17 protein-coding genes are annotated in these 16,208 nt (G+C 69.7%); 12 read left to right on the forward strand and 5 right to left on the reverse strand.

Annotated elements, in window-relative coordinates; genetic code table 11:
- Nucleotides 1-106 precede the first annotated feature (106 nt).
- The 5 genes from C2U31_RS07710 to C2U31_RS07730 are packed head-to-tail and all read left to right on the forward strand — an operon-like array spanning nucleotide 107 to nucleotide 4,739.
- Nucleotides 107-1,351: a dienelactone hydrolase family protein gene (locus C2U31_RS07710; protein ID WP_103272309.1), complete on the forward strand. Its 1,245-nt coding sequence runs from the start codon at nucleotides 107-109 to the stop codon at nucleotides 1,349-1,351.
- A gap of 9 nt (nucleotides 1,352-1,360) precedes the next feature.
- Nucleotides 1,361-2,707: an aromatic ring-hydroxylating dioxygenase subunit alpha gene (locus tag C2U31_RS07715; RefSeq protein ID WP_103272310.1), complete on the forward strand. Its 1,347-nt coding sequence runs from the start codon at nucleotides 1,361-1,363 to the stop codon at nucleotides 2,705-2,707.
- The gene (locus tag C2U31_RS07720; protein ID WP_103272311.1) at nucleotides 2,698-3,231 is read left to right on the forward strand and encodes an aromatic-ring-hydroxylating dioxygenase subunit beta; all 534 of its coding nucleotides are present in this window, start codon (nucleotides 2,698-2,700) and stop codon (nucleotides 3,229-3,231) included. Before C2U31_RS07715 ends, C2U31_RS07720 begins: the two co-directional genes overlap by 10 nt.
- Before the next feature lie 52 nt (nucleotides 3,232-3,283).
- On the forward strand, nucleotides 3,284-3,892 hold the full coding sequence (locus tag C2U31_RS07725) for a cysteine hydrolase (protein ID WP_103272312.1): 609 nt from the start codon (nucleotides 3,284-3,286) through the stop codon (nucleotides 3,890-3,892).
- A 13-nt stretch (nucleotides 3,893-3,905) separates the two neighbouring features.
- Nucleotides 3,906-4,739, forward strand: coding sequence for an SDR family oxidoreductase (locus C2U31_RS07730; protein WP_103272313.1), 834 nt, complete (start codon nucleotides 3,906-3,908; stop codon nucleotides 4,737-4,739).
- Nucleotides 4,740-4,835: 96 nt separating this feature from the next.
- Here C2U31_RS07730 and C2U31_RS07735 read toward each other — a convergent pair whose 3' ends face one another.
- On the reverse strand, nucleotides 4,836-6,581 hold the full coding sequence (locus C2U31_RS07735) for a DUF342 domain-containing protein (RefSeq protein ID WP_103272314.1): 1,746 nt from the start codon (nucleotides 6,579-6,581) through the stop codon (nucleotides 4,836-4,838).
- Between the two features lie 284 nt (nucleotides 6,582-6,865).
- On the opposite strand from C2U31_RS07735, the gene C2U31_RS07740 reads away from it, so the two are divergent.
- Nucleotides 6,866-7,603, forward strand: coding sequence for a lytic transglycosylase domain-containing protein (locus C2U31_RS07740; protein WP_103272315.1), 738 nt, complete (start codon nucleotides 6,866-6,868; stop codon nucleotides 7,601-7,603).
- A gap of 89 nt (nucleotides 7,604-7,692) precedes the next feature.
- Here the strand turns inward: C2U31_RS07740 and hemL are convergent, their stop codons facing one another.
- From hemL to C2U31_RS07755, 3 genes are read right to left on the reverse strand one after another with little or no spacing between them, the layout of a single operon-like run.
- On the reverse strand, nucleotides 7,693-8,970 hold the full coding sequence (hemL, locus tag C2U31_RS07745) for a glutamate-1-semialdehyde 2,1-aminomutase (RefSeq protein ID WP_103272316.1): 1,278 nt from the start codon (nucleotides 8,968-8,970) through the stop codon (nucleotides 7,693-7,695).
- A gap of 5 nt (nucleotides 8,971-8,975) precedes the next feature.
- Nucleotides 8,976-9,641 (reverse strand): thiamine phosphate synthase, encoded by a 666-nt coding sequence (thiE, locus tag C2U31_RS07750; RefSeq protein ID WP_103272317.1) that lies wholly within the window; start codon nucleotides 9,639-9,641, stop codon nucleotides 8,976-8,978.
- Nucleotides 9,638-10,450, reverse strand: coding sequence for a hydroxymethylpyrimidine/phosphomethylpyrimidine kinase (locus C2U31_RS07755; protein WP_103272318.1), 813 nt, complete (start codon nucleotides 10,448-10,450; stop codon nucleotides 9,638-9,640). Before C2U31_RS07755 ends, thiE begins: the two co-directional genes overlap by 4 nt.
- Nucleotides 10,451-10,611: 161 nt before the next feature.
- Here C2U31_RS07755 and C2U31_RS07760 point away from each other — a divergent pair, with 161 nt between their 5' ends.
- From C2U31_RS07760 to C2U31_RS07785, 6 genes are all read left to right on the forward strand, one after another.
- Complete coding sequence (locus C2U31_RS07760; RefSeq protein ID WP_003814980.1) at nucleotides 10,612-10,776, forward strand: rubredoxin; 165 nt, start codon at nucleotides 10,612-10,614, stop codon at nucleotides 10,774-10,776.
- A gap of 152 nt (nucleotides 10,777-10,928) precedes the next feature.
- Nucleotides 10,929-11,516, forward strand: a complete 588-nt coding sequence (locus tag C2U31_RS07765; protein ID WP_103272319.1) for a YqgE/AlgH family protein — start codon at nucleotides 10,929-10,931, stop codon at nucleotides 11,514-11,516.
- On the forward strand, nucleotides 11,509-11,907 hold the full coding sequence (gene ruvX / locus C2U31_RS07770) for a Holliday junction resolvase RuvX (protein ID WP_103272320.1): 399 nt from the start codon (nucleotides 11,509-11,511) through the stop codon (nucleotides 11,905-11,907). The genes C2U31_RS07765 and ruvX overlap by 8 nt, the downstream gene beginning before the upstream one ends.
- 16 nt (nucleotides 11,908-11,923) lie before the next feature.
- Nucleotides 11,924-12,949, forward strand: coding sequence for an aspartate carbamoyltransferase (locus C2U31_RS07775; protein WP_103272321.1), 1,026 nt, complete (start codon nucleotides 11,924-11,926; stop codon nucleotides 12,947-12,949).
- Nucleotides 12,946-14,244 (forward strand): dihydroorotase, encoded by a 1,299-nt coding sequence (locus C2U31_RS07780; protein ID WP_103272322.1) that lies wholly within the window; start codon nucleotides 12,946-12,948, stop codon nucleotides 14,242-14,244. The genes C2U31_RS07775 and C2U31_RS07780 overlap by 4 nt, the downstream gene beginning before the upstream one ends.
- Nucleotides 14,241-14,981 (forward strand): 1-acyl-sn-glycerol-3-phosphate acyltransferase, encoded by a 741-nt coding sequence (locus C2U31_RS07785; RefSeq protein WP_103272323.1) that lies wholly within the window; start codon nucleotides 14,241-14,243, stop codon nucleotides 14,979-14,981. Before C2U31_RS07780 ends, C2U31_RS07785 begins: the two co-directional genes overlap by 4 nt.
- 168 nt (nucleotides 14,982-15,149) lie before the next feature.
- Here C2U31_RS07785 and C2U31_RS07790 read toward each other — a convergent pair whose 3' ends face one another.
- A complete protein-coding gene (locus C2U31_RS07790; RefSeq protein ID WP_103272324.1) occupies nucleotides 15,150-16,034 on the reverse strand; it encodes a LysR family transcriptional regulator in 885 nt (294 codons plus the stop codon).
- Nucleotides 16,035-16,208: the final 174 nt, after the last annotated feature.

A 16,208-nucleotide genomic window follows, 5' to 3' on the forward strand; every position in this document is an offset into this window, starting at 1 on the left:
GCGGACCGGCGGAGCCGGCTCCGCGCGGCCTGGATGAGTGGCGTTTTCTCATACGGGGCGAGTGGCTTGCTGGTCCCGTGTTGAATACAGATAGAAGGAGAGTTGCATGACTACGAACGTGACGACCCGGCGGATACGCATCGCCGCGCATGATGGCGGCGAGTTCGAGGGCTATCTGGCCGTGCCGGCCTCGGGCAGCGGCCCCGGCCTGGTGCTGTGCCAGGAGATCTTCGGCCTGAACGGCTTCGTGCGCCAGACCGCCGAGCGGCTGGCCGAGGAAGGTTATGTGGTGCTGGCTCCGGATCTGTTCTGGCGCCAGCAGCCCGGTATCGAACTGACCGACGGCCCGGATGACATGCCGCGCGCCTTCGCGCTGTACCAGGGCTTCGACGAGGATCTGGGCGTGCGCGACATCGGTTCGGCCGTGGCGGCGCTGCGCGCGCTGCCCGAGCTCAAGGGCGGCGTGGGCGCGCTGGGCTACTGCCTGGGCGGCAAGCTGGCCTATCTGGCGGCCTGCCGCTGCGACGTGGACGTGGCCGTGGGCTACTACGGCGTTGGCATCGAGAACAGCCTGGAGGAAGCGTCCAAACTGCGCGGCCGGCTGGTGCTGCACATCGCCGAGCGCGACGGCTTCTGTCCGCCCGAGGCGCGCGAGCGCATCCTGGCGGCGCTGGGCGGCAAGCCCGGCGTGGAGCTGTACGTGTATCCGGGCCTGGACCACGCCTTTGCCCGCACCGGCGGCGCGCACTACGACAAGCCCGCCGCGATGATGGCGCACCAGCGCAGCATGGCCGCCCTGCAACGCGCGATCGGACCGGAGTTCGACTACTCGCATCTGTGGGACAAGCACTGCGAATACGAATTCGGCACCCGCGACGTGGCCGCCACCATGGCCACCATGGTGGCCGAGCCCTATGTGAACCACATCCCCACCATGACCGGCGGCGTGGGCCACAAGGAGCTGTCGCGCTTCTACCAGCATCATTTCGTCAACAGCAACCCGCCCGACACGCGGCTGGTGCCGCTGTCGCGCACCGTGGGTGCCACGCAGATCGTCGATGAGCTGCTGTTCTGCTTCACCCACACCACCGAGATCGACTGGATGCTGCCCGGCGTGCCGCCCACCGGCAAGTACGTCGAGATCCCGCTGGTGGCGATCGTGAAGTTCCGTGGCGACAAGCTCTATCACGAACACATCTATTGGGACCAGGCCAGCGTGCTGGTGCAGGTGGGCCTGCTCGACCCGCAGGGCTTGCCGGTGGCCGGCGCCGAGACCGCGCGCAAGCTGCTGGACGAGACCTTGCCGTCCAACACGCTGATGGCGCGCTGGCGCGAGAGCGAGAAAAAGTAGGAGATGGACATGGCATACAGCGAAGAGCAATTGGCCGCGATGGTGCGCGGCGACAGCGTGCACCGCGGCGTCTATACCGATCCGGCGATCTTCGATATGGAGATGGAGCGCATCTATGGCCGCGCCTGGATCTACGTGGGACATGAAAGCCAGGTGCCCAGGACGGGCGACTATCACACCACGCGCCTGGGCGATCAGGATGTGCTGATGGTGCGCGCGGCGGATGGCCGCGTGCACGTGCTGTACAACCGCTGTCCGCACAAGGGCGCCAAGGTGGTGGCGGACGGCGAGGGCTGCGCGGGCAAGTTCTTCCGCTGCCCGTACCATGCCTGGACCTTCAAGCTGGACGGCAGCCACCTGGGCGTGCCGCTCAAGCAGGGCCTGGAGGGCACGTCCTATGACCCGGCCGACCCCACGTTCTCGATGCGCCGCCTGGCGCGGGTGGACAGCTACCGGGGCTTCGTGTTCGCCAGCCAGTCGGCCGAGGGCCCGGCGCTGGAGGACTTCCTGGGCGGCGTGCGCTCGTCCATCGACAATCTCTGCGACCGCTCGCCGGTGGGCGAGGTTGAGGTGGCCGGCGGCGTGTTCCGCGTGATGCAGCGCTCGAACTGGAAGGTGTTCTACGAGAACCTGCACGACACCATGCACGCCCGCGTCACGCACGAGTCCTCGTTCGCCGCCGCGCGCGACGAAGCCAAGGAAATCGGCGAGATGCCGTTCGAGCTGCACATCATGGACGGCAACGGCGAGCCCTACGAATTCTGGGAAAAGCTGGAACTGCGCGCCTATCCGAACGGCCATGGCTATATGGAAGGCATCTTCAACCCCGGCGCGGCCGAGCGCGATCCGATTTCGCGGGCGCACTTCGAGACGCTGGCGGCGGCCTATGGCGAGGACAAGGCGCGCCAGGTGCTGGGCATGAACCGGCACAACACCGTGATCTACGGCAGCGGCTCGCCCCATACCGTGTTCCAGCAGTTCCGCGTGATCCGGCCGGTGGCCGTGGACCGCACGCTGATCGAGATCCAGACCTTCCGCTGCAAGGGCGCGCCGGACGGCGTGTTCAAGCGCGCCATGCTGTACGCCAACGTGATCAATTCGCCGTCCTCCAACGTCATGCCGGACGATATCGAGCTGTACAACCGTTGCCAGGAAGGCAATGCCACACGCGGCGGCGAATGGGTCAGCATGCACCGCTACCACGGCACCGACCGCAGCGACGAGCAGGGCATGGTGTCGGTCAACGGCACCAGCGAATTGCCCATGCGCAACCAGTTCCGCGCCTGGCGCGACTACATGCAGGCCGGCCCCGTGACGCTGGCATCGGCCGAGAAGGGAGAAGGCGCATGCTGCTAGACCTGGATTTCGACGTCGCTACCGACAATCTCAAGCCGGCGGACGTGCCGGCCGAGGCTTATCATCGCATCGCCCAGTTCCTCTACCGCGAGGCGCGGCTGCTGGATGAGCGGCGCTACGCCGACTGGCATGCGTTGTGGACCGAGGACGGCATGTACTGGATGCCGCGCGTGCCGGGGCAGAAGAGTCCCTACGACCACGTTTCGCTGTTCTGGGAAGACCGCATGCTGCGCGATGTGCGCATCCGCCGGTTGGAGCATCCGCGCAACTGGTCGCAACAGCCGCCGACGCGCAGCGCGCGGCTGGTCGGCGGGGTGCAGATCGAGGGCGTGGACGCGGGCGGCAACCTGGTGGTGCATTCGGCCTTCCAGATGACCGAGTGGCGCAAGCGCCAGCCGCGCCAGCTGGCCGGACGCTACACCCACAAGCTGGCCGCCGACGGCGACGGCTGGCGCATCCGCATGAAGCGCGTGGATCTGGTCAATTGCGATGACGCGCATGACGCGTTCGAGGTGTTCGTGTGAGGGTATGCCTGTATACGCCGCGCGGCGCAGGCCCGGCTTGCGGGAGCCTGCCATGAGCGCGGCCGACGTGGCCGTGCTGGCCCTGCATTATCAGAACGACGTGCTGCATCCGGAAGGCAAGATCCGCGTCGGCCTGGACGGCGACGGCGGCACGCGCCAGCGGCTGCTGCGCGGCGCTTCCGACCTGCTGCGCGGCGCGCGCATGGGCGGCCTGCCCATCGTGCATGTGCGCATCGCCTTCCGGCCCGACTACGCCGACCTGCTGGCCAACTGCGATATCTTCCGCAACGTGGCGGCCATCGGCGCGGTGCCGGAAGGGCAGTGGGGCAGCGCGTTCTACGAAGGCCTGCAGCCGCTGGCCGGCAGCGCGCGCGAGTTCGTCGTCAAGCACACGCGCATCAGCGCCTTCTACGGCACGCCGTTGGAAGAGACGCTGCGCGTGCTGGGCGCGCGCCGGCTGGTGGTGGCGGGCGTGGCCACGCACTCGGTGGTCGAGGGCACGGTGCGCCACGCCGCCGATATCGGTTTCAATGTGATGGTGGCCGAGGACGCCTGCGCCTCGGCCGACCCGGCGGTGCACGATGCGTCGCTGGCCAGCATGCGGCTGATCGCGCAGACCGGCTCGGTGGCCGAGGCCATGCGCTGGGCGGCCGCGCACTGAACAAGGATACGTCATGGATTTCAAGGGCTTTCCCGGCCTGGCCGGCAAGACCGCCATCGTCACCGGCAGCACGCAGGGGCTGGGCGCGGATATCGCGCGCGGGCTGGCCGCGGCTGGCGCCAACGTGGTGCTGGTCGGCCGCAATGCCCCGGCCGGCCAGGCGCTGGCCGATGAGCTGCGCGAACGGGCGCTGTATTGCGAGACCGACATCGGCCAGGACGCGCAGATCGAGCGCTGCATCCAGGCCGCGCTGGCGACCTTCGGCCGGATCGACATCCTGGTCAACAACGCCTGCCAGTACGCCGACCAGGGCCTGGCTTCCAGCCGCGAGCAATGGCATGCGACGCTGGACACCAACCTGGTGTCGGCCGCGATCTTCACCCAGCTCGTCGCGCCCAGGCTGCCGCGCGGCGGCGTGGTGGTGAACATGGGCAGCACCGGCGGCAAGTTCGGCGCGGCCGGACGCGCGATCTATCCGGCGTCCAAGGCGGCCTTGCTGCAGATCACCAAGAACTTCGCGGTGGAACTGGCGCCGGCCGGCGTGCGGGTGCTGGCGGTGTCGCCGGCCTGGACCTGGTCGCCTTCGGTCGAACAACTGGCGGGCGGTTCGCGCGCGGCGGCCGACGCCGTGGGCGCGCATTTCCATCCGCTCGGGCGGGTGGGATCGGGCGAGGAGATCGCGGCGGCGGTGTGTTTCGCGTGCTCGGACGCGGCGTCGTGGATGACGGGGGTGGATATCCCGGTGGACGGCGGCTTTTCGGTGCTGGGGCCGGATCGGGGGATTTCCCCGCGCGCGTGGTTCCGCGAGCTGGCGCCGGGCCAGGACGGCGGCGCGGACGGCGCCTGAGCGCCAGGGACCGGCCGGCGACGGCGAGGTCGCCGGACCGCGCGGCCGGGGGCGGGCGGGGCGCGGAACGATCCGCGTCGCCCGCCCTCGCCGGATTCAGCGGATGACGATCTCGCCTGCTTCCAGCGCGGCCTTGCCGCCAACCTGGTCTTCCAGGAATTCCTGCATCTTGTTGCCGATCTGGATCTTCACGCCGCTGCAATAGCGCCGGCTGGCCGTGATGCTGGCTGTGTGGATCGGCTGCAGGTCGCGCACCAGCTGGGCCTCTTCCTCTTCCAGCGAGACCAGGTCGCGGCCCAGTTTGGCGTGGGTGTTGCGCGCGCGGTCGACCACGTCGCCGGTGGCGCGCTCGGGGTGCGAGTGCAGGAACAGCAGCAGCTGTTCGAGCTTGGCCTTTTCCTCGTTCATCTTCACGCGCTTGCGCGTCAACGCCGTGCGCTTGATGTCGGCGTGCGGGTCCAGGCCCGCCTGCACCAGCGTGGGCACGCCGGCGGGCGAACCGATGGTGCCGGCGCGCACCGCCTGCAGGGCGCGGATCTGGCCGCCCATGATGGCGGTCTGCTGCGCGTTGGCGGCGCCCACGTTGACCGCGCCGCCGGCGGCGATGCTGCATTGGCGGATCTCGCGCTCGACCTCGACGTTCTGGCCGGCGCTGATGATGGCGTTCTCGATGAAGCGGGCCTTCAGCTCGCCGCCGCAGACGATGTGCGCGGTGCGGGCGGGACCGGACGCATCCTGCATCGCCTCGGCCATGCCGATGATGCCGCCCTTGACCGTGACGTTGCCGCCGGCCTCGACCAGCGCCGCTTCCATGGTGCCGTTGACGACCACGTCGCCGGTCACGCGCACTTCCATGGTGGCGCTGATGTCGCCCCGGACCTGCAGCGAGCCTTCGAAATTGATGTTGCCGGTGGTCAGGTCCACCGCGTCGACTTCGACGACCGGATTGACCTGCACGCCCTGGTTGATCAGCTTGGGGCTGCCGGCGATCGCCGCGCGCAGCAGCAGCGGGTCGTCCGGATCGATCTCGACGCCGGACATGTCGCTGGAGAATTGCGTGTCGGCCATCTCGTCGGGCAGTACGGGCTGGCCCAGCACGTCGCGGCCATCGATGCCGGGCAGCGGCGGAATGCGGCGCATGAGCGGCGTGCCCGGCGTGACCAGCAGCAGGCTGCCGAGGTCGCGGTAGTCCACCTGGGCCAGTTCGTCGATTTCCTGGGCGCGCGGCTTGAGCCGGTCCAGCAGGCTTTCGAAGCGGGTGGGGGTGCCGCGCGTGGGCGGGGTGCCTTGCGCCACCAGCAGGGTGCCGGTGCGACCCTGTTCGACGGCCTCGGCCAGTTCCGTTTCCAGCAGGCCGTGGACGATGCCCTGGTCGGCCAGCGCCTGGCGCACCGTCTGCAGCGCGACGGGACGGCCGCCCTTGGGCGGCAGCAGGGTGATCATGGCCGCCATGCGGTCGGCGCTCAGTTCCAGTTCATAGGAGCCGTCCTGCACCTTGCCGATCGTCCCCTGCACGGGCGCGACGGCGTCCCGGCACATGTCGATGAAGGCGATGACGGCGTGGTTGTCCAGCGCTTCGGTGGTCCAGCCCTGTTCGGCGGCGGCGGCGGCCAGGCTGTCCCAGTTGGGCAGGTCGCTGGCCAGGGCGGCGTCGCCGGCGCGTTCGGCGTCTTCGTCCGAGGCATCGGCGTCCTCGTTCGCGTCGCTCTCGCCGGCGGGGAGGGCGGTTTCGGCGGTCTCGGCGGCAACGGGGGCGGGGCGGGCCGGGGGCGGGGTATAGATTGCCGTCAGGACGTGGGTATTGGCGTCCAGCAGTAGCTGAAGCGTGTTGTGTGCGTCCATGTCAGCCTCCTGCCCGGCGCTGCCGGCCGGTTCACTCATTTAGTAATTAAACGAAATATTAGGTCATATATTAACTCATGCCCATGACCACCGGCATCTTATGCAACGGCGCATCCGCCAAAAGCCTTAGTGCCGTCCCTGTTTTTCCCTTGATCTGGGCCGGAGATCGTGCATTAGTCCGTAGGCAGGAGCGACAAGCCCGGCCTGGCGGCGCAGCATAAGGCCTTCTGTCCGACGCGCCTGCGCGCGCCGGGCGCCTTGCCGGATATCGTCGGAGTCCATCCATGCCTCCACCCGTTTTTTCCGCCGCGGCGCGCGCCTTCCTGGCGCGCGCCGGCGGCTGGGCGGCGCTGCTGGTCCTGGCCGCCGGCGCCGCGCTGGCCCCGCGCGGCGCGGCGGCCATGGAGACCTACCGCTACAAGGATCCCCATGGGGTCTGGCGCAGCATGAAGGTGCCCAAGGGCTATGTCCGGCATGGCGCGCGGCCCTTGCCCCGGGTGGCCGTGCGCAGCGCGCCGCTGTGCCTGATGTGCGAGCCGGAGCCCGGTCAGGGCGCGCGCCGGCCGGGCCTGATCGTCTGGGCGCCGAGGCTGGCTCTGCCTTGGGACGGACCGCCGCCGGCCCTGCACGACGGGCTGATCGCGCAGGCGGCGCTGGATTCGGGCGTGGACCGGGCGCTGCTGAGCGCGGTGATCGCGGTGGAGTCGGGATTCCGCAGCGATGCCCGCTCGCCCAAGGGCGCGCTGGGCCTGATGCAGCTGATGCCGGCGACCGCCGCCACGCTGCTGACGGTGGACAACATGGAACGGGCGCTGGTGGATCCGGCGACCAATGTGCGGCTGGGTTCGCGACACCTGCGGCGCCTGCTGGACCAGTACCCGGGCAGGTTGGATCTGGCGCTGGCGGCCTACAACGCGGGCGAGGGCGCGGTCAGCAAGTACGACGGCGTGCCGCCGTATGCCGAAACGCAGCAGTATGTGAGAGCGGTGACGGCGCTGTACCAGCGCTACAAGGCGCCGTGAGCCGTGCCGGAATGCGCCGCCGTCCGACGCGCGGCGCGCCGGGCGGGGGATGTGTCTGAAAGGGGGCGGCGTGGCGCCGCCCCGCGCGCTCACAGGGTCGTGAAGACCTTTTCGGCGATGTCCAGCGTGGACGCGATGACGGCGTCGTCGTGCGTGGCCGAGACGAAGCCGGCTTCGAACGCGGACGGCGCGAAATGCACGCCGTGGTCCAGCATGGCGTGAAAGAAGCGATTGAACCGCGCGGTGTCGCAGGCCGAGACCTCGGCGAAGGACGCGGGGATGCGTTCGCTGAAGTAGATGCCGAACATGCCGCCCACCGAATCGGCCGAGAAGGCCAGGCCGGCGGCGCGGGCGCGCTCCTGCAGGCCCTGGGCCAGCTTGGCGGTCTGGGCCGACAGCTTTTCGTAGAATCCGGGCGCGGCGATCAGGCGTAGCGTGGCCAGGCCCGCGGCCACGGCCACCGGGTTGCCCGACAGCGTGCCGGCCTGGTAGACGCCGCCCAGCGGAGCGATGTGCTTCATGATGTCGGCGCTGCCGCCGAAGGCGCCCACCGGCATGCCGCCGCCGATCACCTTGGCCAGCGTGGTCAGGTCGGGCTTGACGCCGGTCAGGCCCTGCACGCCTTGCGGGCCGACGCGGAAACCGGTCATCACTTCGTCGAAGATCAGCAGCGCGCCATGCGCCGTGCAGACCTCGCGCAGGCCTTCCAGGAAGCCCGCGGCGGGCTTGATCAGGTTCATGTTGCCGGCGACCGGCTCGACGATGATGCAGGCGATGTCCGCGCCGTGCTGGGCGAAGGCCTCGCGCACGGCGTCCAGATTGTTGTATTCCAGGGTCAGCGTGTGCGCGACGAATTCGGGCGGCACGCCGGCCGAGCTGGGATTGCCGAAGGTCAGGAGGCCCGAGCCGGCCTTGACCAGCAGGCTGTCGGAATGGCCGTGGTAGCAGCCTTCGAACTTGACGATCTTGGCGCGTCCGGTGGCGCCGCGCGCCAGGCGGATGGCCGTCATGGTGGCCTCGGTGCCGGAGCTGACCAGGCGCACCTGTTCCAGCGACGGCAGGCGGGCGATCAGCGTTTCGGCCAGCTCGATCTCGGCCTCGGTGGGGGCGCCGAACGACAGGCCGTGGACGGCGGCGTCCTGCACCGCGCGCACGACCTCGGGATGCGAATGGCCCAGGATGGCCGGGCCCCAGGAGCCCACGTAGTCGATGTACTGCTTGTCCTCGGCGTCCCAGACGTAGGGGCCTTGCGCGCGCTTGATGAAGCGCGGCGTGCCGCCCACGGAGCGGAAGGCGCGCACGGGCGAGTTGACGCCGCCGGGAATGCTGCGGCAGGCGCGTTCGAAGAGCTGGGCGTTGCTGGACATGGCGGTCAGGACTTGGATTGGGGGTTGATGGAATAGGGCGCGGCGCAGGCGGCCGCGGCGGCGCGCACGCTGGGCGCGGCGAACAATGCGGTGATGACGGCGATCGAGTCGGCGCCGGCCTGGGCCACCAGGCGCGCGTTGTCGGGCGTGATGCCGCCGATGGCGACCACGGCGGGCCGGGGCCCGTCGCGTTCCTCAACGAGTTTCCTGGCCTCAGTCAGTACCGACAGCGGCGCGCGCACGGTGTCGGGCTTGACGGTGGACGCGAACATGGCGCCGAAGGCGATGTAGTCGGCGCCGGCGTCGAGCAGCTCGCGGGCGCGGTTGAGGTCGTCGTAGCTGGAGCCGCCCAGGATCAGATCGGGGCCGGCCTCGGCGCGGATGCGCGCCAGGCTGTCGTCGTCGCGGCCCACGTGGGCGCCATCGGCGCCGACTTCCAGCGCCAGCTTCCAGTCGTCGTTGATCAGGAACACCACGCCCAGCTCGCGGCACAGCGGCGCCAGCGCGCGCGCCTGGGCGGCGCGCTCGGCGTCGGGCACGTTCTTGCGGCGCAGCTGCAGCGCGCGCATGCCGCCTTCGGCGGCGGCGCGCACGGCCTGCAGCAGGCGTTCGGTGTCATCCCATTCGGGCGTCACGCCGTACAGGCCGGCGGGAAAACGCAGGGCTTTCATTGCGGTTGGATCCGGTAGGGAATGCGCCGGCCCATGCCAGGCAGGAAGCTGGAGGCGACGGCGGCGTCGGCGTGGGCCAGGCCCTGCCGCACGGCCTCGGGCATTTCCAGGCCGCGCGCCAGCATGGCGGTGATGGCCGTGGCGGCCAGGCCACCGGCGTCGCCATTGCGGTCGGGTGGCGCCTGCCAGGGATAGGTGCTGGTCTGGCCGCCGGGGCCGAGCAGCACGTTGGCGTAGTGGCCGGGCCGCTGCGGGCTGCCCAGCACCAGCACCCACTGGGCGCCGGCCGCCACCAGGGCGTGCATGGGAGTAGGTGCGTCCCCGATATCGATGTCGCCGTCGGCGTGCCACTGCGCCAGGCGCAGGTGCTCGATGACCAGCAGGTCGGTCTGCGGCAGCACCAGCTCCAGCGTGGCCGCCAGCAGATCGTCGGCGTCGTCCTCGTCGGCGGCGTCGGTCGGCGGCAGCTGGGCGCGCTGGCCCAGGTGCAGCACCAGCGGGACCTGGCTGTAGTCGGCCGCGATCTGCGCCGCCACGCTTGCCGTTTCGGCGGTGTATAGTCCGCCCACCTTGATGGCCTGCACGGACATATCTTCGAGCAGGCAGCGCGCCTGGTCGTCCAGCAGGTCTGGCGAAACGGGGTGGATTTCCTCGATGCCGGCGGTGTCCTGCACGGTCAGGGCCGTGACCGCGGCCAGGCCGTGGCAGCCCAGACGGGCGCAGGTGACGGCGTCTGCCGGCAAACCGTCGGCGCCCGAGGGATCGAGCGGACCGAGGACCAAAACGAGAGGGGGGGTAACGGGAGCCACGTGGACAGCGCTAGATCAAGGGCGCCCCGACCCGTTTGCGGAGAATCAGGGGAACCCCTATTGGGTTTCGGTAAGATTGTCCCCATTCTAATGGATGCACCCCGTCTTTGCCCTGCCCCCGCTGCGCGGGCAGTAACCGGGATTTGATGTAAGAGAGAGCTATGCGTACTTGGATGTGTCTGATTTGCGGCTGGGTCTACGATGAAGAAGCCGGCCTTCCCGACGAAGGGATCGCTCCCGGCACCCGCTGGGAAGACGTGCCGCCGAACTGGGTCTGTCCCGAATGCGGCGCGCGCAAAGAGGATTTCGAACTGATGGAAATCTGAATCCGCTCAAGCCGACATATTCCGCCAGGGCTAGCGGGACGGGGCGCGGCCCCGTCCTGGTCACTGCAAGAATGGTCTGCCGCCAAGCATGGGAGGGCCGCGCCAGCGGTCCGGTCCCGGGGTTTAATCAGACTATTAGGTTAGGGGTTGCCATGACGGAACAACACCACGAAGACACGACGACGCAGGCGGCCAATTTCGCCAACCAGTTCCTGATCGCCATGCCCGGCATGGTCGAGGGCAGCCTGGCGGGCTCCGTCATCTACATTTGCGAGCACACCGAGCGCGGCGCGCTGGGCCTGGTCATCAACCGGCCCACCGACCTGACGCTGGGCACGCTGTTCGAACGCATCGACCTGGAGCTGGAAATCGGCCCGGTCAAGGAAACGCTGGTCTTCTTCGGCGGTCCGGTGCAGACCGACCGAGGCTTCGTGTTGCACGCGCCGGCCGGCGACTACAGCTCCAGCATCAAGCTGGGCGACATGGCGCTGACCACCTCGCGCGATGTGCTGCAGGCCGTGGCCGACGGCAAGGGGCCGGCGCGCATGCTGGTCACGCTGGGCTACGCCGGCTGGGGAGCGGGCCAGCTTGAAAGCGAGATGGGCCAGAACGCCTGGCTGAGCGTGGGCGCCGACGATCACATCATCTTCGACGTGCCGCCCGAGGAACGCTATCCCGCCGCGCTCAAGCTGCTGGGCATCGATCCGGTGATGCTGGCGGGCGACGCGGGTCATGCCTGAAGAAACCCTGCTGGCCTTCGACTTCGGCGAGAAGAAGATCGGCGTGGCCATCGGCAACACGCTGACGCGCCACGCCCGGCCGCTGGAGATCATCCACGGCGAAGTGCGCGACGCGCGCTTCGCGCGCATCGAGGCATTGCTGCGCGAATGGCAGCCGCAGCGCCTGGTCGTGGGCCTGGCGCTGACCGCCGACGGCGGCGAGCAGCCCGCCACCGCGCGCTGCCGCCGCTTCGCCAACCAATTGAACGGTCGCTTCGGCATGGCGGTGGAACTGGTCGACGAGCGCGGCTCCAGCATGGAGGCGCAGCGCCTGCTGGGCACGCACGCCGCCGACGACGCCATGGCCGCGGCCGTGATCCTGCAGCGCTATCTGGACGCCTTGCCCGCCTGACGCCGGCGCGACGCCCATGCTCAATCCGCAACTCGACCGCCGCGGCGAACTGATACACCTGCTCAGCACGGAAGGCCTGCCGCGCCGCCATGCGGAGCGGTTGCTGGAGACGGCGGCCGCCGCGGCCGAACCGTCGTGGCCAACGCAGGGCTATGGCCCGCTGCCGCCGGTGTTCCTGCTCCTGCCCGACACGCGTCGCGCCACGCGCGCGGCCTACTGGCGCGCCGCCGAACAACTGCTGCTGCCGGTCACGGCGCTGGATCCGGCCGAGCCGCTGGCCGAGGCCGTGGCCGGCCTGCCGCCCGGCATCCTGGTGCTTGGCCATCCCGCCAGCGGCGCCGCGCTGTGGGCGGCGACGCACTGGGCCGCCGCGCATGCGCGGGGCGGCGGCGTGGCAGGCGGTCTTTTCGGAAACAGTCTCTTTGGCGGCGGCTTCGATCACGCCGCCGCGCCGGGCCTGCGCGTCCTTAATGCGGGCGACGGCGTCCATGCCGATCCGCTGGCCGCGCTGGCGCTCTTGCGCGCCATCCTGTGCGCCAAGCCAGACCTGACGCGGCTGGCCGTCACGCTGGTGGGCGACGTGCGCCATTCGGGCCTGGCCCGCTCCCTGATTCACGCGCTCACCACATTGGGCGTGCCCGAGCTGCGCGTGGCCGCGCCGCCGTCGCTGCTGCCCGAGGGCCTGCCGCAGCTCGGCGTGTTCCCGTTCAGTGCGCTGGACGAGGGGCTGCGCGATGCCGATGTCATCATCCTGCTGCCGCTGAGCGCCGAGGCCGTCGCCGCCGGGCGACTGCCGTCGCCGCGCGATTACGCCGCCGGCTATCGGCTCAGCCCCCGGGCGCTGGCCCTGGCGCGGCCCGATGCGTTGCTGCTGTCCGCCGCCGGGCTGCACGCCGGCATCGAAGCCGAGGTGGCGTTCGACGCCGTGTTGGCGCGCGCCGGCCACGAGCGGGACGCGCTGGAGCACGCGCTCCGGCTGGCGGCGCTGCGCCTCTTGTCGGACTCGCTGGGACGCACGCTGGCCCCAGGGGGGCGCGCATGAGGCTGCACATCGCCAACGGCAGGCTGATCGATCCCGCCGCCGGCGTGGACCGGCGGGCGGATCTGTACATCGCCGACGGCCATGTGGCCGCCGTGGACGTCGCGCCAGCGGGATTCCAGGCGGATCGGCGCATCGAGGCCGACGGCCTGGCGTTACTGCCGGGCCTGGTGGATCTATGCGCGCGCCTGGCCGGTCCCGATGGCTCGCCATCGCCCGATGCGCTGCGCGCCGCGCTGACGGGCGGCGTGACCCGGTTGGTGCAGCCGCCCGATGGCGGCGTCATGCTGGACGATCCCGCGCGGGTGCATGCCTTCCTGAATGAATCGCCGGCCGGACCGTGCCGCATCCATGCCGTGGGCGCGCTGACGCCGGGCCTGCGCGGCGAGGCCCTGGCCGAACTACGCCTGCTGGCCCAGGCGGGCTGCCTGGCGTTCGGGCAGGGCGAGGCTGGCCTGAGCGATACCCGCCTGCTGTGGAACGCCATGCGCTACGCCGCTGGCGCCGGCCTGGCCTTGTGGCTGCGGCCGCAGGATCCCTGGCTGGCGCGCGGCGCCCCGCCGGCCGGCGGCGCCTATGCCGCGCGGCTGGGCCTGGAAGGCCTGCCGGACCTGGCTGAAACGCTGGCCCTGCAAACATTGTTCGAATTGCAGCGCGACACCGGCGTGCGCCTGCACCTGTCGCGCCTGTCCAGCGCCGCCGGCCTGGCGCGGGTGCGCGCGGCCAAGCGCGAGGGCCTGCCCGTCAGCTGCGACGTGTCGGCCAATCATCTGCACCTGACCGACGTGGACATCGGTTTCTTCGATGCCCGCTACCGCCTGCAGCCGCCGCTGCGCGGCCAGCGCGACCGCGACGCGATCCGCGCCGCGCTGGCCGACGGCACCATCGACGCGCTGTGCTCGGACCATACGGCGGTGACGGCGGCCGGCAAGGCCGCGCCTTTCGCGCAGGCCCAGCCCGGCGCGCCCGGGCTGGCCACCTTGCTGCCGCTGACGCTGAAATGGGCGCGCGACCAGCGCGTGCCGCTGGCCGAAGCGCTGGCGCGGGTGACCAGCGGCCCGGCGGCCGTGTTGCGCGCCGTGGCGCCGCAAGCGCCGTGCGGCGCGGCCCCGGCTGGCATGCTGGCCCCTAGCGCGCCCGCCGACCTTTGTCTGGTCGACCTGGACGCGGAACAGGCGCCGGATTCCACAACGCTGCCTTGCGGCAGCGCCCTCAGCCCGTTCGCGGGTATGATGCTGCCCGGCCGTGTACGCGCCACCGTGGTGGGTGGCAGCCTGGCCTGGGAGACTCCTGCTTGAAGCTGCTGCGCTTTGTCCTTCGGCTCATCCTCGTCTTGCCGTGGATCGTGTTCGGCCTGCTTTGCGTGGGCCTGGTGTATCCGTGGCTCAGACCCAAATCGCGCGCCTGGCTCAACCGCAGCTGGTCGCGCTTCCTCATGGCCGCCTGTGGCGTGCGGGTCGTCTTCCGGGGCCAACCGCGCATGACCGGTCCCGTGCTGCTGGTGGCCAATCACGTGTCCTGGATCGATATCTTCGTGCTGAACTCGGCGCGCGCCACGTCCTTCGTGGCCAAGAGCGAGATCCGCAGCTGGCCCGTCATCGGCTGGCTGGTGGCCGGCGCCGGCACGCTGTTCATCGAGCGCGGCCAGCGCCACGCGGTGCACGCGATGGGCGAGTCCATGCAGGCGCGTTTCCGCCAGGGCGATGCGGTGGGCCTGTTTCCCGAGGGCACGACCAGCGAGGGCAGCGAGCTGCGTCCGTTTCATGCCAGCCTGTTCGAACCGGCCCGCGCGGCCGCCGTCGAGATCCAGCCCGTGGCCTTGCGCTTCCTGCAGCATGGCCAGCGCAGCGGCTTCGCCGCCTTCATCGGCGACGAAAGCCTGGTCGCCAATCTGTGGCGCGTCATGGGCACCACCGGCCTGTCCGTCGAAGTCGTGTTCCTGCCGCCGCTGGCGACCCGCAACGCGGACGGCAGCCTGCCGACGCGGCTGGAGCTGTCGCACCAGGCGCGCGACGCGATTCAGCAGGCGCTGTAGCGCGAAGGCCGGCGCGGCGCTGCCGGCCTTTCCAATCCCCCTGCCGCACTTTCCACGTGCCAGGCAACCTCGCAAGAAACCGGTGCCACCCGACCGGGATGCCACGGATCCGGCTCCGCCGGTACGTAGGCATGCCCCTGGGGGAAGCGCATAGCGCTTCGGGGGGCTTCACGCACTAAAGTTGCAGCAGCTTTCCGCCAGTTCGGCCACGTTCTGGCAGAACGCCGCGTCCGCGTCGCGTCGGTACATGGCGCAGTAGACGGATTGTGGCGGGGCGACACTGGTGCGCGCGATCACCAACTGACGGGTGTTGACCATGTCGGCGAAGTAGTCGCGCGGCAGGCAGCTCACGCCGAAGCCCGCCGCCGTCAGCCCGGCCATCGCGATCAGGCTGTTGATGGTGAATAGGTTGTGGGCAGGCGTGTGCGGCTTGAGCCAGCCGTCGTAGATCATGTTCAGTCCCGATTCCTGGCTCTGCCTCAGCAGCGGCAGTGCGGCGATATCGGCCGGGGTGTAGACGCGGCTCGCGTCGATCATGTCGGGGCTGCCCATCCAGGCGAATTCCAACCGCTGCAGCGGCGCCACCTCCAGGCCGGGTTCGGCGAACTCTCCATGCAGGAAAGCCATGTCTAGCTGTCCGGCCTGCAGGCGCTTGAGCAGGTCGGCGCCCAGATCGATGTGCGGTTCCAGCGTGATGCGCGGATAGTGCGAGCGCAGCAGCCGGATCAGCGCCGGCAGCCAGGTCATGGCGGTGATTTCGGTGATGCCGAAACGGAACGTGCCGGTCAACGTGTGTTGACCCTTCAGCCGCACCAGCAGTCGGTCGCGGTGGCCCAGCATTTCCTCGGCCAGCGCATAGATTTCATGGCCGCGCGCGGTCAGTTCGGCGCGATAGCCGGATCGATCGAACAGCGCGATATCAAAGTCCGCCTCCAGTTCCTGGATGCGCTTGGTAATGGCTGATTGGGTGGTGTGCAGCTTTTGCGCCGAGGCTGCGAACGTTCCCAATCTGACGGTCCAGTACAGGGCTTCGATCTGCTTGAAAGTCAGCATGGGTGGGTTCTTTGGAAAATGAGATTATTCCCAAACTTCTATTTGGTAATAACCCCTATATTCCTGAAAGTGATGAACTTCATGGAAATTTAATCCCTTTTTCCCGCAGCGGAAAGCCAGCACCATGTGGCCTGACTTCAGCACGGCCGGGGTCGCGCGGCGCGGAATGATTCC

The sequence above is a fragment of the Achromobacter sp. AONIH1 genome (assembly GCF_002902905.1).
Lineage (GTDB): Bacteria > Pseudomonadota > Gammaproteobacteria > Burkholderiales > Burkholderiaceae_B > Achromobacter.

Excerpts from the sequence above, each read along its gene's own strand:
- C2U31_RS07735 (WP_103272314.1), bottom strand. The coding sequence starts at position 6,581 with ATGGACGCACACAACACGCTTCAGCTACTGCTGGACGCCAATACCCAC.
- C2U31_RS07740 (WP_103272315.1), top strand. The coding sequence starts at position 6,866 with ATGCCTCCACCCGTTTTTTCCGCCGCGGCGCGCGCCTTCCTGGCGCGC.
- C2U31_RS07710 (WP_103272309.1), top strand. The coding sequence starts at position 107 with ATGACTACGAACGTGACGACCCGGCGGATACGCATCGCCGCGCATGAT.
- C2U31_RS07780 (WP_103272322.1), top strand. The coding sequence starts at position 12,946 with ATGAGGCTGCACATCGCCAACGGCAGGCTGATCGATCCCGCCGCCGGC.
- C2U31_RS07730 (WP_103272313.1), top strand. The coding sequence starts at position 3,906 with ATGGATTTCAAGGGCTTTCCCGGCCTGGCCGGCAAGACCGCCATCGTC.
- C2U31_RS07725 (WP_103272312.1), top strand. The coding sequence starts at position 3,284 with ATGAGCGCGGCCGACGTGGCCGTGCTGGCCCTGCATTATCAGAACGAC.
- C2U31_RS07720 (WP_103272311.1), top strand. The coding sequence starts at position 2,698 with ATGCTGCTAGACCTGGATTTCGACGTCGCTACCGACAATCTCAAGCCG.
- C2U31_RS07715 (WP_103272310.1), top strand. The coding sequence starts at position 1,361 with ATGGCATACAGCGAAGAGCAATTGGCCGCGATGGTGCGCGGCGACAGC.
- ruvX (WP_103272320.1), top strand. The coding sequence starts at position 11,509 with ATGCCTGAAGAAACCCTGCTGGCCTTCGACTTCGGCGAGAAGAAGATC.
- C2U31_RS07790 (WP_103272324.1), bottom strand. The coding sequence starts at position 16,034 with ATGCTGACTTTCAAGCAGATCGAAGCCCTGTACTGGACCGTCAGATTG.
- hemL (WP_103272316.1), bottom strand. The coding sequence starts at position 8,970 with ATGTCCAGCAACGCCCAGCTCTTCGAACGCGCCTGCCGCAGCATTCCC.
- C2U31_RS07760 (WP_003814980.1), top strand. The coding sequence starts at position 10,612 with ATGCGTACTTGGATGTGTCTGATTTGCGGCTGGGTCTACGATGAAGAA.
- thiE (WP_103272317.1), bottom strand. The coding sequence starts at position 9,641 with ATGAAAGCCCTGCGTTTTCCCGCCGGCCTGTACGGCGTGACGCCCGAA.
- C2U31_RS07775 (WP_103272321.1), top strand. The coding sequence starts at position 11,924 with ATGCTCAATCCGCAACTCGACCGCCGCGGCGAACTGATACACCTGCTC.
- C2U31_RS07765 (WP_103272319.1), top strand. The coding sequence starts at position 10,929 with ATGACGGAACAACACCACGAAGACACGACGACGCAGGCGGCCAATTTC.